Origin of the sequence: Occallatibacter sp. (genome assembly GCF_049582745.1) — a bacterium.
In the GTDB taxonomy this organism is placed as follows: domain Bacteria; phylum Acidobacteriota; class Terriglobia; order Terriglobales; family Acidobacteriaceae; genus Telmatobacter.
Window position 1 is genome coordinate 46,380 of sequence record NZ_JBAUUO010000012.1, and the last position, 14,529, is coordinate 60,908.

15 protein-coding genes are annotated in these 14,529 nt (G+C 58.8%); 10 read left to right on the forward strand and 5 right to left on the reverse strand.

Going from position 1 to position 14,529, the window contains the following annotated elements:
• Positions 1–43 precede the first annotated feature (43 nt).
• Both WCA10_RS01565 and WCA10_RS01570 read left to right on the forward strand, forming a co-directional pair.
• Positions 44–451 (forward strand): TIGR03435 family protein, encoded by a 408-nt coding sequence (locus tag WCA10_RS01565; RefSeq protein WP_472820752.1) that lies wholly within the window; start codon positions 44–46, stop codon positions 449–451.
• Between the two features lies 1 nt (position 452).
• On the forward strand, positions 453–677 hold the full coding sequence (locus WCA10_RS01570; RefSeq protein WP_472820753.1) for a TIGR03435 family protein: 225 nt from the start codon (positions 453–455) through the stop codon (positions 675–677).
• 21 nt (positions 678–698) lie between these two features.
• Here the strand turns inward: WCA10_RS01570 and WCA10_RS01575 are convergent, their stop codons facing one another.
• The gene (locus tag WCA10_RS01575) at positions 699–2,453 is read right to left on the reverse strand and encodes an energy transducer TonB (protein ID WP_472820722.1); all 1,755 of its coding nucleotides are present in this window, start codon (positions 2,451–2,453) and stop codon (positions 699–701) included.
• A gap of 495 nt (positions 2,454–2,948) precedes the next feature.
• Here WCA10_RS01575 and WCA10_RS01580 point away from each other — a divergent pair, with 495 nt between their 5' ends.
• The 3 genes from WCA10_RS01580 (at position 2,949) to WCA10_RS01590 (ending at position 6,535) form a co-directional block, all read left to right on the forward strand.
• The gene (locus WCA10_RS01580; RefSeq protein WP_472820723.1) at positions 2,949–3,422 is read left to right on the forward strand and encodes a GNAT family N-acetyltransferase; all 474 of its coding nucleotides are present in this window, start codon (positions 2,949–2,951) and stop codon (positions 3,420–3,422) included.
• 172 nt (positions 3,423–3,594) lie between these two features.
• Complete coding sequence (dapA, locus tag WCA10_RS01585) at positions 3,595–4,521, forward strand: 4-hydroxy-tetrahydrodipicolinate synthase (protein ID WP_472820724.1); 927 nt, start codon at positions 3,595–3,597, stop codon at positions 4,519–4,521.
• Positions 4,522–5,137: 616 nt separating this feature from the next.
• The gene (locus WCA10_RS01590; protein WP_472820725.1) at positions 5,138–6,535 is read left to right on the forward strand and encodes a DUF4382 domain-containing protein; all 1,398 of its coding nucleotides are present in this window, start codon (positions 5,138–5,140) and stop codon (positions 6,533–6,535) included.
• An 81-nt stretch (positions 6,536–6,616) separates the two neighbouring features.
• Here the strand turns inward: WCA10_RS01590 and WCA10_RS01595 are convergent, their stop codons facing one another.
• From WCA10_RS01595 to WCA10_RS01605, 3 genes are read right to left on the reverse strand one after another with little or no spacing between them, the layout of a single operon-like run.
• A complete protein-coding gene (locus tag WCA10_RS01595; protein ID WP_472820726.1) occupies positions 6,617–6,967 on the reverse strand; it encodes a hypothetical protein in 351 nt (116 codons plus the stop codon).
• A complete protein-coding gene (locus WCA10_RS01600) occupies positions 6,964–7,530 on the reverse strand; it encodes a hypothetical protein (protein ID WP_472820727.1) in 567 nt (188 codons plus the stop codon). The genes WCA10_RS01595 and WCA10_RS01600 overlap by 4 nt, the downstream gene beginning before the upstream one ends.
• 40 nt (positions 7,531–7,570) lie before the next feature.
• A complete protein-coding gene (locus WCA10_RS01605) occupies positions 7,571–8,440 on the reverse strand; it encodes a hypothetical protein (RefSeq protein ID WP_472820728.1) in 870 nt (289 codons plus the stop codon).
• Between the two features lie 151 nt (positions 8,441–8,591).
• On the opposite strand from WCA10_RS01605, the gene WCA10_RS01610 reads away from it, so the two are divergent.
• The gene (locus tag WCA10_RS01610; RefSeq protein WP_472820729.1) at positions 8,592–8,942 is read left to right on the forward strand and encodes a PadR family transcriptional regulator; all 351 of its coding nucleotides are present in this window, start codon (positions 8,592–8,594) and stop codon (positions 8,940–8,942) included.
• 21 nt (positions 8,943–8,963) lie between these two features.
• On the opposite strand, the gene WCA10_RS01615 is transcribed toward WCA10_RS01610, so the two are convergent.
• Positions 8,964–9,446, reverse strand: a complete 483-nt coding sequence (locus WCA10_RS01615) for a GatB/YqeY domain-containing protein (RefSeq protein ID WP_472820730.1) — start codon at positions 9,444–9,446, stop codon at positions 8,964–8,966.
• Between the two features lie 248 nt (positions 9,447–9,694).
• Between WCA10_RS01615 and WCA10_RS01620 the strand changes: the two genes are divergently transcribed.
• From WCA10_RS01620 to WCA10_RS01635, 4 genes are all read left to right on the forward strand, one after another.
• Positions 9,695–10,753: a FecR family protein gene (locus tag WCA10_RS01620; protein WP_472820731.1), complete on the forward strand. Its 1,059-nt coding sequence runs from the start codon at positions 9,695–9,697 to the stop codon at positions 10,751–10,753.
• 274 nt (positions 10,754–11,027) lie between these two features.
• Positions 11,028–12,170: a hypothetical protein gene (locus WCA10_RS01625; RefSeq protein ID WP_472820732.1), complete on the forward strand. Its 1,143-nt coding sequence runs from the start codon at positions 11,028–11,030 to the stop codon at positions 12,168–12,170.
• A gap of 11 nt (positions 12,171–12,181) precedes the next feature.
• Positions 12,182–12,913, forward strand: coding sequence for an ankyrin repeat domain-containing protein (locus WCA10_RS01630; protein WP_472820733.1), 732 nt, complete (start codon positions 12,182–12,184; stop codon positions 12,911–12,913).
• A gap of 307 nt (positions 12,914–13,220) precedes the next feature.
• Entirely contained in the window at positions 13,221–14,396 is a 1,176-nt protein-coding gene (locus WCA10_RS01635; protein ID WP_472820734.1) for a pyridoxal-phosphate-dependent aminotransferase family protein, read from the forward strand.
• Positions 14,397–14,529: the final 133 nt, after the last annotated feature.

Consider the following 14,529-nt stretch of genomic DNA (forward strand, 5'->3'; position numbering starts at 1 on the left):
CATTTCCGTCAAACCAAACCATTCGCTGAATAACTCCGGCTCGATGAGTTGGCCATCTGACGAGCTTGAGCTGCGAAATATGACTCTCGGTTCGGTCATTCTCAGCGCATTCGAGATCAAGTCAAATAATCAGCTCGTAGGCTTGCCCGATTGGGTGAGCTCCGAGCACTTCGATATACAGGCCAAGATGGACGCCGAGACCTCTGCGGCATTCCACAGTCTGGATCGTGAAAAGCGCCATCTGCAGTCCCACCTGCTTTTTCGCCGGATCCTCGAAGATCGCTTCGGCTTGAAGTTCCACATCGAGAAGCGTGATCTTCCCGTCTACAACCTCGTCGTCGCGAAGCGGGGACCGACGTTGAAAGAGGCTGCAAGAGGCTGCCCCCGACGAACAGGGCGGCTCATACGCAGGCCAGGGAAAGCTCACGCTCCATCGAAGCCAGATTGGTAGTCTGATTTTTGGTCTCGGCGGTGCCGTTGACCGTGTCGTTATCGACAAGACCGGGCTTACGGGGCTTTACGACATCGACCTCACGTGGTCGCCCGACGATGAGACGGACACCGGCCCATCCATCTTCACCGCTCTTCAGGATCAACTGGGCCTCAAGCTCGAACCTGCAAAGGCGCCCGTTGATGTTGTCGTCATCGACCACATCGAGCGCCTTTCAGAGAACTGAGTTCATTGGCAGGACTGAAGCCTACTTGCCCGCCATGCCGAAAACGATGGTGATATTGGTTTCCACCGATACCGGCTGGTTGTCGAGCATGTAAGGCTTGTACTTCCATGTCTTCACCGCATCGACCGCGGCTGGAGCCAGCATTTTCGGGCCGCTGAGCACTTGCACTCCCTCAAGCGTACCCTGCTTGGTGATCGTCGCCTTCAAAACGACCTTGCCCGTAATGTGCGCGTCCTGGGCAAACTTGGGATAAATGGGCGGCGTCTTGCGCAGGATCATGCCATCCGCAACACCGGCGGAAATCGCCACCACGTTAGGCGCGACCTTCGCCTTGCTCGCGCTTTTAAATAGAGAACCCGGAACTCCGCCGTTATCGTCCATCGACACTGCAGATGGAGCTGCCGGTGGGGGCGCGTCAGCCGACGCCGGCTTCTTGATTGAGCCTGCGATTCGTGTCGGCGCTACAAGCTGCTCAGCCATCGCATCCGGCGAAACCGGTGCGGATTCGGTTGAAGCGGTTGCGTCTGCTGCAGTCGCAGCCGGCTTCGCGACCAACGTTCCAGCGATCGGCTTGGCAGATGAATTCACCGGCTGATTCACGATAAGGTTTGCCTGGTTCAGGTCCGGGGTCGGCGTCGCCTCTTTGACGGGCTTTGCCGCCGGGTTCGGAGCCGAGGGCCGCGTAAAGACCACCAGCAGCACAAGCGCAAGCACCATGGGACCGGCAGCGATCAGAAGCCACTTGATCCACTTGGCACCCTGTTTCTCCGCGGCTTCGTCGGGTTCAGACTCCGTATGAAGTTGGGAAGAGCGGAAGAGTTCCACCGCAACCGGCGGCCGCTCGATCGCGGGCGCCGGGGTTGAATCCAGGCTCGGCACCGTGCGAGCCGGAGCCTCGGTCTTCCTGCGCTCCGGAACAAGAGCGGGACGCGGACGGTTTTCAGCGCGCTTGATGGGCGTCGGTGCCGGCGGCGCCGGTCGCAAATTGGCAGCGTCCCAAGCGTCGAATTCAGATGGAGCCTTCTCAGTGGCGGACATCTCAGACCCGGAATTCTGTGAACGGGATCCGATCGTGATCTCTTCGATGACCTGCGCAATCGCGGGATCTTTGTGAGCAATCGCGGGAATCTTGTTTTCTTCCTGGGCTCGCGCAAACCACGTTTCGGCGCCCGGATCAAGCCGGTTTTGCGGCGCAATCGGCTTCACGTTGCTACGCACGGCGGGAGCCGTAGGAGCCACGGGCACCTGCGCGGGTCTCGATTCTACGGGCCGTGCAGCAACCGGAGGTGCGGCGGCAGCAGCCGGCTTGGCCACGGGTGCAGCAGCAGGCGGCACTGTACGGCTCTGCTCTGGATGGTTCTGTTCTGAACGGTTTTCTTCCGGCGCATTCTCGGTCGGCAGCGGAAGAAAATCGCGAGCCCCGGCCCGCATGCAGCTCACCAACAATTCCTGGTCGGTGCGCGCGGAATACGCCATCACCGGTTGCCCGATCTCGGCCAGCTTCCCGATGATCTGCAACGCGTAGCTTTCGTCGGTGTCCACATCGACAAGCACAACGTCGAAGCTCTGCTCGACCATGGCGGGCAGGTCGTTCAGGTTGCTTGGATAGTCGATGAACTCGTGGACCTCGCGTCCCTGGGATGAAGCAAGAGCACGCGCGACAATTTTGCGATGCGCGTCGTTTGGGCCGATCAGGGCGACAGACATGCCCTTTGAGGCGCTCTGTTCGGCTTGGGTGCTCTGCGCGTTGGTCGACATCTCAGCTCTGGCGATCATGATCCTCGATCCTTCTTAACGGTCAATGTCGATGGCCAATGCCGCTGCTGTTGCCGTCCGGCCGCAGCTCTGGGGTCGACATGGTGCAAGGCCAGACGCGTCAAAAATGGGCATGAAATCCCATCGAGACAATCGGCATTGCAAACGGATCTGGGAAAAGAAGTGACAACCGCCTGCGAATCGATTCCAGCCCTCGCAGATCAAGATCCTTTGAATTCAGCTAAATGCACCGTATGGTCCCGGATTTTCCCGATGAACGGCGCAGGCTGGATTCCGGTCTGTAACGGTCATGGTATATGGGTTCGTACCCCCGATGGAACTACTAGGTACTAGGAGATACATGCCTTTCGTCACGTATCGCCCACTGGCAAACACCCTGCGGCTAACCCGACTCTCGCAGGGGAAAGTGCCATGCAAACCCGGACTCCGATCGAAAAGGTGAAGCTCGGAGACCGGGAGTTCCCTCTCCGCGTGACTACAATGGACTGATCCACCATGCTTCTCCGCCTCGCCACCCTGGACGACATCCCTGCCATCCTTGCTCTCGAGCGCACGCCCATGGCCCGCGAATTTGTAGGTCAATGGAGTGAGGATCGCCATCGCGCTACCCTCGCCGGCGGCAATGCGCGCTACTTCGTCAGCGAGACGGATTGGGGCGAGGTGCAGGGCTATGCCATTCTGCGCGGCCTCCAGGAAAGTTCGCTCGCCATCGAACTCAAGCGCATCGTGATTGCCGTACCGGAGCGCGGACTAGGCCGTCGTATGCTCAAGGAAGTGATGCGCATCGCCTTTTGTGAACTGGGTGCACACAGGCTGTTTCTCGACGTCTATGAAGACAACGCCCGTGCAAGGCACCCTTACGAAAGCCTCGGCTTCCAGTACGAAGGCCTCATGCGCGAAGCCGCCCGACGTGAAGATCACTGGTGCAATCTCTGCCTGATGTCAATTCTGGAAACCGAATACAACTAGTCGCAGTCCAAATCCCCGCTCCCTTGTCCCTTAATCCCTTTGTCCCTAATCCCTTTGTCCCTTGTTCCTTGTCCCTTTGTCCCTTTGTCCCTTGTCCCCGTTCCCTTCGTCCCTCGTCCCTGTTCCCTGCTCTTCATCACACCCGCCTCCGCCCGATATACACTTCTCAGTGATGGAAACTACGGGTTGCGGTACGGCAATCGTCACGCCTTTCAAGGCGGACGGATCGATCGACGAGACAGCGCTCTGGTCCCTGGTGAACTGGCAGATTGACGCGGGAATCGACTTCATTGTGGCCTGCGGCTCCACCGGCGAGGCCGCGACTTTGGATGAAGCCGAGTGGCTGCGCGCCGTTCGCATCGTGATCGACGCCGCCGCTGGCCGCGTACCTGTATGGGCCGGCTGCACCCACAACTGCACCCGTACTCTGCTCCGTCAGGCTGCTATGCTGCGCCAGGTTTCGGGCGTCGATGCCGTCCTCTCCGCCAATCCTTATTACAACAAGCCCACACAGGAAGGTCAGTTCCAGCACTTTCTGGCCCTGGCTAAACTGGTGGACCCCATTCCCGTCTGCCTCTACAACGTGCCTGGCCGCACCGGCGTCAATCTCGATCCCGAAACCGTCGTGCGTTTGGCTGAAGCCGCCTCAAACATCGTGGCCATCAAGGAAGCCAGCGGCAAGCTGCCGCAAATCGCCCAACTGGTTCACTCTCTTCCGTCCAGCTTCAAGGTCTTCTCGGGCGATGACAACCTGGCCCTGGCCGCCATCGGCGTAGGCGCGCAGGGACTCATCAGCGTAGCCTCCAACGAAATTCCCGCGGAAATGGCGCGCATGGTCGGCGCGGCATTGCACGATGAATGGGCCGAAGCCCGCGAGCTTGAACGCCGCTTCGGACGACTCTTTGAGGCAAATTTCTGGGAGTCCAATCCCGGCCCGGTGAAGACGGTTCTGAATCTGATGGGACGTGCATCGGACACGGTCCGTCTGCCGCTCGTCCCCCCGATGCCCGCCACGCGCGCTAAGCTCGAACGTCTCGCCGGCGAACTCGGCCTGCTCAAGTTCGCCCCAATCCCAGCCGGCGACTCGCGGATGTACTAATTCCAGGCGAAGCGCCGCGCAGAAAAAGAATCCCTCGTTGCCGAAATCCGGGCGCCTCGCGCGTCATCGTCGGTCATCCCGATTGGGCGGCAATTGTCGAGATCCACGATGCCTTGCCCGCGATCAGCGGCTCTCCCATCGCCGCCGTCAATCGCTCTCGGTCCGCAGCGCGCGCTTGAAGAATGGGCGACTGTAGCCGCAGACTCGCGCCTCGTCGAGTACCAACCCTATTGGGCAGCGCGGGCAGATCTGCTGTCACGCATAAACGCTCGGGAACAATCCCGCCATGCGTATTCGATTGCCATCGGTCTGGAACGAGACCCCTCCGTGCGTCGCTTCCTTGAACAGCGCGAGAGATTGATAGACGGATAACTGGCGCGCAAGTTGAGCCTTGCGCACAAAATTTCCGACATTAGGGTAATCTCCTTCGATTCGCTTTAGTTACGTGCGTAAGTCTCCTTAAAAATAGCTTAAGAATTTCGCAACTTCCTTCCGCATACGCGTGTTCCGCGCAATAGGGACACAGCCAACAACCTACCCCAATCGATGCTGTGCCCCAACCCGCGAAACGCTCCGTGAGGCCACGGGCATTCGCAGAAAGCGCGGTGAATCTGGAATGCTTATTTCAAAGTCGGGAAGGCACGTCCTTCCGTCTCTTGTCGCATTGACGATTGCCACTCTTCTGGCAGCAGGCTGCGGCAGCAGCTATACCTCCAACCCCAACAACAACACGCACACGGTCACTGGTTCTTCCTTCGTCGTCGGCACCGATGCGCCGATGGCCAGTGTCATTTCCTTCAACGTTCAGATCAGCATCACTGCAACAGACGCAAACGGCAACGCCGTGCAGTTAACCAGCGGCTCGCCCGCCGTTGACTTCGCGCGCTTCAACGGCCTGCAGACGCTGATCGACATGAATGATGTCCCGGTGGGCACCTACTCCTCCGTTGCCATCACGCTGAGCAACGGCACCATCGGCTACCTCGATACCGGCACTGCCGAACCGACCATCAAGTCCATCGCAGCCAACATCACCAATCCCACCGTCACCTACACACTTACAAAGCCGATGATCGTGGCCCAGACCGGAGCGCCGGTTGGCCTGCACATGGACTTCAATCTCCGAAAATCCATTGGCGTCAGCGGTGGCCAGATCACCGGCGATGTGAATCCCACCTTCACCGTCAACGGCGTCAACAACAACGACAAAGGCGCCTACATCGACGAATTTGACGCGGCCGTCGTCAACACCGACGCAGGCAAGCAGACCATCACGATCCAGGGTCCGCATGGCCGCCAATTTACAGTCAATGTTACTGGTACGACGGAATGGGACGGAGGCGACACCTTCAGCGACCTCAGTTCCAGTTCCATCATTCAAGTCTCCGGCTTCCTCGATCGCGCTGACGCAACCATCGACGCCGACGAAATTGCCATCCTCTCGCAGAGTGGCTTCTACGCCAGCGGCCAGGTCACCTACGTCAACCCGGCCTCCGGCCCAGCGTCGAGCTTCGACCTCTATGTGCGCGGCCTTCTGCCCACAACCACCGGCCTCACTCTCGGCCAGCTTGCGACTATCGATCTTAGCGGATCAGAAAAATACTCGATCTACTGGATGCACGGGCCGCTCGCGCAATTCGTTTTCAATCAGAGCGGACTGCTTCCCGGCCAGCACATCTCCGTCGGCGGTCCAGCCAGCGGCGCAACCAGCGCAAGCGCAGTCACAGTGAAGCGCGTCGTGCTGCGCCATTGGGGTTTTAATGGAACCGTCGTCCCGGGCAGCGTGAATTCGAGCACCGACTCGTTCCAAATGCAGGTAAACGGATTCGCCGGTCTGCTCATTCCGCAAATCGTCACCGTCTACATCGCAGACAATTGCGAATTTCGGGATGGTCTCACGCAACTGTACGATATCTCCGCGGCCACCAACGTGCGCGTCGTCGGCCTGCTGCTCAAGAATCCGACCAATGGCAACACGGTCCTGATAGGCCACTACGTAGATGATTTGAACTGAACGCAAACCCGCATCAATTAGATTCGCCGGAACCCGAGGCCATAGCTATGGCATCGGTTCCGGCGTTTCATCTCTGCTGAGTCAGAACAAGCCCCCAATCGGCGGAAACGTAAGCAGCGCCCCGCACGACAGAAGTAGAAATGCAATTCCGTTTGTCCACCGTACATTCACATCCCGCCTCTGCCAGCAATAATGAAGGATCGTCCACGATAGGAGCCAAACAACGATCGACGCCGTTGAAACCCCCGACAGAGGGCCAGTGGGCCTGTAGAAGGAAAGCCCCCGAGCGAGCGTGGGCACCTTGTCCGCGAGCACTGAAACAAATCCAAGCGTGAAGCAGCCGATGCCGGCCGCAAGCACGGCTGCCGCGCCGGGACCATTCGGCATCATCCTCGCAGCAACGCCGCTCACCTGATCGTCCCCCATCATCATTGCCCTCCGCGCATCAGCTGAATCGCGCTTCCACCATCAACCGGAGCATGCTTATTCAATTCAGCGCCAAAAAATCCTGCAATACCCGCGCTTGCAAACGATGCCATCACAAAAATCAGCACCGCGGCACGCAGTTGTGGATGATTCGTGAGACTCCTTCGATATCGCAGAAAAACCGCCGCAGCCATCGTGATCGAAATGGGAGCAAACCACGCAATATGCTCTTTCCATTCCATGCCCATCGTGTGCCAGCCAATCGTCTTCGGATTTGACTTGAGCAGCGCCTGCGGAAATGCGGCCAGCGCAGCGCTCGCAGGCGCCACCGCGCGATACCACGGATAAATTATGTATGCGCCCGTGAGTACCGTGATCCACGCAACCACCGCCATCGCAACCAGCCACGTACCGAGAAACGTCTCATCCGCGACAGAGATCGACTGCAACGATCGCGGCCTGTAACGCCGATACAACTCGACAATTGCAAACGAACATGCAAGCAGATAGAGCGCGCCGAATCCCATGCCGTGCACCATCGTCCAGAAACCGCGCGTCGTGAACTCCATGGCGCTTACTCCCACTTTGCCAGTGCGTGTTCCGATTGAATCAGAATCCGTTCTTCAGCGAGTGGCCTGAGAACATCGCGTTCTTCAACAGCGATGTCTTCTTCTCATCGGAGCCCTTGTCCTTGTCGTCGGTCTTCTTATCGTCTTTGCCCCATGTCCAGTAGAGCCCGAGATAGGCATAGTTTTCCGTTCGGCCAGCGATGGAGTGCCCGTATGCGAAAAGAAGCTGCATCGCCTCCTCGCCCTTCAAATGCCAATACCCCCCGGCATCGAGCATCGTCGAAGCCTGCGCCTGCGGCACAATGGGCCCCTCACTCCCATGCGAAAAAACTTCCACCGCCAGGTCCAGCTTCTTATTCATCTCGCGCTTCAACAAAAATCCGCCGTACGGATAATCGTGGAACCCTGTCTGCGGCACCACCGTCTCGCCTGCTCCGCCGTCGAACAGCCATTTGCCCTCGTTCTTCTGCAGCCACAACGGCAGCTTGTACCAGATGTGGCCTACACCCAGCCCTTTATCGGCGTTGCCCGTTGGCATTTCGAACATCGTGAAGGTGCCGATCTGCGGAATGTATTTTGACTCCTTGATGTACGCGATTTTGGCCCCCAGTTCCATATCTATAAGGCCCTTGGCGCTCGGCCCCGCTCCAGCCGGAGCATAGACCGCCTTGTTTGCGGGATTGATCCCGCCCCACGGCAGTACCGCGTGCAACTGAACCCGCGGCACCGCCCCCCAGTTGAATTCAAACGCGGGCCCGGTGTAATCCGTCTCCGCCGGGGTTCCATCGGTCGCGCCAAAGATATAAAACTCGTAATGTTTGAAATCCACGGGCACCGGATCGTCCACCTGGAACGGCGGCCCCTGCGCCCAAAGCTTCGATCCGCTTAGCCCGACCATCAAGATCAGCAAGGCCATCCACCGGCAGCGACCGGACTTCTTCGGCGATCTTTCTCGAGGTTGGGGAAAAATTCGAGTTGAGGAAGCCATCTCCAGCCGACGTTATATCGAGATTCGATAATAGTCAAGACCGCGGCAAATGCACGGAGGTATATTTGTTCTCGTGGCCCTTCAAAAGCGGGAACTCTTCGACGGGTTGATCCGCATCCATGTTCTGCTCCATGCGGTGCACGAGCCCATTTTTGGACTCGCGATGATGAAGGAACTGGAGCATCACGGATATCGGATCGGCCCGGGTACGCTTTACCCTCTTCTGCACGGCCTGGAGCGAGCAGGCCTGCTTCGATCGGCGTTTGATCGCGTTGAAGGCCGTCGGCGCAGGCTCTACAAAATCACTCCAGCGGGAAAACGCGCCCTCGAAAAGGCGAGGGAAAAAGTGGATGAGCTCCACCACGAACTCCACGAGGAGCATCCGCGCCGGCTCGCCGGTGACGATCGCAAGGACAAAACGTGACCCTCGCCGCGTCGCTCATCACTACCCTGCCAGCGCCTGCTTCACCATCTCGCTCACAATGCGCCCCTCGGCGCGCACGCCCGCCTGCTGCAACCGCGCCTGAACGGCCTTGATCACCGGCCCCATGTCCTTGGGCGTCGCAGCGCGCCCCGTGGCGTTCGCGTGCTCTGCCACCACTTCGGCCACCATTGTGCGTAGTCCCTCTTCATTGAGCGCTTTCGGCAAAAACTCCTCAATCACCACGATCTCTGCCGCTTCCTTGGCTGCCAGTTCCGGGCGGTTCCCCTTTGTGAAGTGTACGATCGAGTCGCGGCGCTGCTTGATCATCATGGTCAGCGTCTGCTGCTCGTCAGCAGGCGTCAGTACTGCATTCTTCTCGAGCGCCTTGTTCATCAGCGCCGCCTTGATCAAGCGCAGAGTGCCGGTACGTTCAGCATCATGCGCTTTCATGGCCACAACGGTTTGCTTGGTGATTGCTGCTGCAAGAGCGCCTGGATCGATCATGACTTCCTTCCTGAAATATCGATTCTAACGGAATGCATTCCCCGGGGCCTGAACATTCGGTGTCATTTCTAGCCCGGCTGTAGCCGCAAATAGTACGCATAGCGGCCCATCCGTCCACGATGAATCTGGCGCGAAAAAGTTCCAGATCCGCACAGTTTTCGCTTTGATTTCACGCAATCGATGACGCCGCGCCACCGGAACTTTGGCGCAGGTACGGCATGCATGAGGTAAGGGTGGAGACAAATGAAATGAAAAGCCGATCAATAACGATGTTCGCGCTGCTCGGTCTGGGACTCATGGGATTGCCGTTGGTTGCTGCGGGTCAGGGCGCCGTGTTTGTGACTACGGGCGATTCTGGCTCGGATCAAACTAGGCAGGCCGTTCCCGGCACGGTCAATTATGTGGAAGGTGCTGTCTATTTGAACGGATCAAAGCTAACTTCCAAGGACGTTGGAAACCAAGCCCTTGCGCCTGGAGAAGAAATCACCACCGGCAAAGGTAAAGCTGAGGTTCTCCTCACGCCGGGCATCTTTCTGCGCCTCGATGACGACAGCGCCGCAAAAATGATTTCGCCTGACCTTGCGCTCACACAAGTAGAGCTCGACAAAGGCCGCGCCGGAGTTGAAGTTGACGAAATCCACGACCAGAACGATCTGCAGATAATCGATGCCGGCGTCACAACGCGCCTGAACAAACGCGGATACTACGAGTTCGACGCCAACCAGCCTGAAGCGATGGCCTTCGACGGAGAAGCACACGTCCAGGTAGGCGACAACAAGTGGCGCGAAATCAAGGGCCATCACGAACTGGCCTTGAATGAGGGCCCGGCGCTCAAAAACGAAAAGCCCGCCGACTTCAACAAGAACGACGCCAAAGATGAGTTGTACAACTGGAACAGCCTGCGCTCCGAGTACATGGCCGAAGCCAACAACCAGATTGCGGCCGACTACGGCGGTGCCTATTCCGGTCCGGGCTGGCACTGGGATCCATGGGCCTATGACTACGCCTACATGGGCTTTGGGCCGTTCGCCAGCCCGTTCGGATTTGGCTTCTATCCCTTCGGCTGGGGCGGCGGGTTCTACCCCTACTGGGGCGGATTCTATGGCGGAGGCTACTATGGGAACCGCTTCGGGTTTAACCGTGGAGGCTACGGGCACGTGATCGCTCACCGCGACGGAGTTCAGGACGGGGGAGGCCATTTCGAAGGCTTCCACAACAGTAGAGGCTTCGAAGGCTTCCACAATGGAGGCAATTTTGGCGGCTTCCATGGAGGTGGCGGCTTCCACGGTGGCGGCGCGCGACGCTAACGAAACCTTCCATTGTCTTCGCTTAACAAGTGGCCTCCGCGAAACGACGGTGGCCGTTCCTTTCCCCCCGAACCGTCCCCTCCCCAGTACCCGAGTTCCTGACGGGCGATCGACACGGAAGCAATCGTCTCAACTGTGTTATGGTTTGGGCGAAGTTTGGCAGCCTCTCGCAAACGTCAGGGCTGTCAGCTCAGCTTTCCGGCAGATTCCATTCGAAGCTCTTTCAACGAAGCCTGCCGAAAACAGCAATGCCTGCGTATCGCGGAGTAGTGAATTGAACTTGCATAGGTTGCTTCTGGTTACTCTTCTTGCCTTGTCAATTCAGAAGGAATGCCCTGCCCAACTCGTCACCGTCAAGCAGCTCGAGCAAAAGCTGGCCGCTCCCTCGCCACCACCTCCCGATCACGCCGTCCCCCTTGCTGTGCTTCAAGACGCCACGCAGGCCACACAAATCGACAATATGCAGCTTTCTGAGCGTTTGACCTCCGCCACGCTGGCGAGCATTTTGAAGGGCCACACCTTCGGACCTCGCACGCAGCGAGAATTGCAGTTATTGGCAGATCGTTCTGCCCTGCTGAATCCGCCCGCCAGTGAACTTCCCGATCGGTCGGCGCCTGATGCGAACCAGCAGCAGCACATGCTCGATGCAGCTCGCGTCTGGGTCTTCCAGACGTTGACCCGTCTGCCCAATTTCTTCGCCACCCGCACCACCGAACGATTTGCTGGAATCTCACCCGAGGTCAACAAGACAGGCAAGCCCGTGCAGGTCGGGCTCTTCCCGCGAGGCGCCTTCACGCGGGAGATCACGTTTCGCAATGGCAAAGAAGTCACCGACCCCCTGAAAGCGCAGCGCTCCGCGCGGGCGTTGCCCCAAATGGGCTTGGAGAGCTGGGGCGAATTTGGCCCCGAGCCGGCAATCGTTCTGCTGGGCGTCTCAACGGGCAGCATCACTTTCCATCACTGGGAGCAGCTCTCCGCCGGATTGGCTGCCGTCTATCGCTACTCCGTTCCCGAAGAAGACTCGAAATATGAGGTGAACTACGCGTGCAATGGGAGCAATGCCTTTCAAGCGCAGCCTGGCTATCACGGGTCGATCGCGATCGATCCCGTTTCGGGCGCAATTCTCCGGCTCACTCTTCAAGCCGACTCAAAGCCTGATGACCCGATCTCCCACGTCGCTTCGGTCATCGAGTACGGTCCCGTCGACATCGGCGGGCGAACCTATATCTGCCCGCTCCACAGCCTCGCCTTCAGCGTCGAAGAGGTCAGCACCTGCTTCCGCAATCTCAAGGATCAGGCTCTCGTGCACAATCGAACTCTTGTTCAACCCCTCATCCTCAATCGCACGACTTTCAGCGACTACCACCGCCTCGCCTCAACGCACAAGATCATCACAGATGCGCCCGAAACGCCTTAGGTGCCGAAGAAATGAACGCCAAGTCGCCAACCTCGAACGCAGCTGCCAAGATCGCTCGCCGCGCGGCAACTCTCGCGCTTTGCTTTGCCTCGGCCCCCATTGCCCTGTGCGGACCAATTCATGACGCAACACGCAGAGGCGACGAAGCAAAAGTCGTCGCCTTGCTCAAAGAAAATCCCGACCTCGTTGCAAGCAGAGATAAACTCGGCAATACCCCGCTCCACATCGCCGCCCTTCACGACCAGCCGGCAATCGCAGCTCTCCTGATTGCCAACGGCGCAGACATCAACGCGCAGAATTATCCGCAAGGCATCGATGTATCGCGTATCACCAGGATCAGTAAAGACGCCCACGGCGAAACCCCGCTGACGCTGGCGTTGCTCTCTTACAATCACAAGGAAATGCTGGAACTGCTCCTGACCCACGGAGCGGACCCAAACGGATCGGACCCGCACGGCACTCCACTGCAGCTCGCAATTGAGCGCAACCTTCCCTACGATGTGGAACTCTTGCTGGCCAATGGAGCTGACCCGGATGTGACCGCCGTTATCTGGGCAATCGTCCATGGTAAAACCCAGATTCTGGAGTTGCTTCTAGACTCCGGTGCGGACCCAAATCAGAAGGACGGCGCCGGCCACACACCCTTGTACTATGCCCAAAACGCCTACCGTTCGTATTACGGCGAAACCAGTTCCAACGAAAAAGCCATCGCGATACTCAAAGCTCATGGCGCCCACCTGTAACCCTTTTGAAATGCTCCCAGAAACTCCGTTGTCATCACGGTCTTGAAATGCTCCTGTAGCTGGCGCTGTCATCCTTGAGAGAACGGGGCCCCAAACGTTTCTCAGTTTGGGGGTGGTGAGCGAAGGATCTGCTTTGTTCCCGCGCATTTCCTTCCGAGTCTTCATCGTCTCACCGAATGAAAAGATCCCAGTTTTGCACACTTCCTCATTTCACAAAATTCACAAATATGTGTATTATGTGATTTCGCAGGCTGCAAAAGCATTTTGCCTACTGTCCGATCCATAACCCGTTCCGGAGGCTAAGTCCATGATTCACAAGACTCGTCTGTATACCCCAGGCCCGACTCCGCTGCTGCCCGCCGCCCAGTTCGCCATGGCAGCCGCCGACATGCACCACCGCACTCCCGAGTTCCGCGCCCTCTTCCAAAAAGTCCTCGCCCAACTCAAGGTCTTCGTCGGCACCGAAAACGATGTTCTGCTGCTCACCTGTTCCGGCACGGGCGCCATGGAAGCCTCCGTCTCCAACCTGACCTCGCCCGGCGACCGCGTCCTTGTCCTCACTGCCGGTAAATTCGGCGAACGCTGGACAGGCCTCGCCAAAGCCTTCGGATGTGAGCCCGACGTCGTCACCGCCCCCTACGGCCAGACCTTCAACCTCGCCCAGATCCGTGCTGCCCTCAAGCCCGAGCACCGCGCCGTCTACGTGCAGGCCACCGAAACCTCCACCGCCGTCCGCCACGATATTGAAGCCATCGCGAAGCTCATCCACGACGTCGCACCCGAAGCCCTCCTCGTCGTCGACGGCATCACCGGCCTCGGCACCACCCACTTCGACGTGGACGGATGGGGCGTCGACATCCTCATCGGCGGCTCGCAGAAGGCCGTCATGATTCCCCCCGGCCTCGCCTATCTCAGCGTGAGCGAAAAGGCCTGGGCCACGATGGAAAAGTCCAAAAACCCGCGCTACTATTTCGACCTCCGCAAGGAACGCAAAAACGCCGTCAAGGGCGAAAGTGCCTACACTCCGGCCGTCGCTCTCGTTGCCGCCCTCGGCGCTGCGCTCGACTACATCGCCGGCCAGGCCGGAGGCGATCTCGAGAAAGGCCGCATCGCGCTCATCGACAACGCCATCACCAATGCCGCTGCCACCCGCGCAGGTCTCGTTGCTCTCGGCTTCACGCTCTTCGCGCCAATTGCCCCCGCCGCCGCCGCCACCGCCGTCGCCGTTCCTGAAGGCATGGACTCCGGTGCAGTCGTCAAGGCGCTCAAGTCAAAATTCGCGCTCGTCACCGCCAACGGCCAGGGAGAAATGCAAGGCAAGATCTTCCGCGTCGCGCACCTCGGCTTCTTCGACTACCTCGACACCATCGCCTTCCTTGGCGCCATGGAGCACATCGCCAAAGACACCCTCGGATTGCCGGTGGTTTACGGGACGGCCGTAGCGGCAGCACAGAAAGTTTACGCAGAAGCGGCGAAGGGATAGCTGCAATGCCAGACCTCACCTTCGGCGAAAAACTCCTCATCGCACGCAACCACCTCGACCTCTACTCCTACCAGATGGCCGAGATGCTCGGCGTGCATCCAAATTCAATCACCAAGTACGAACGCGGCGAAGG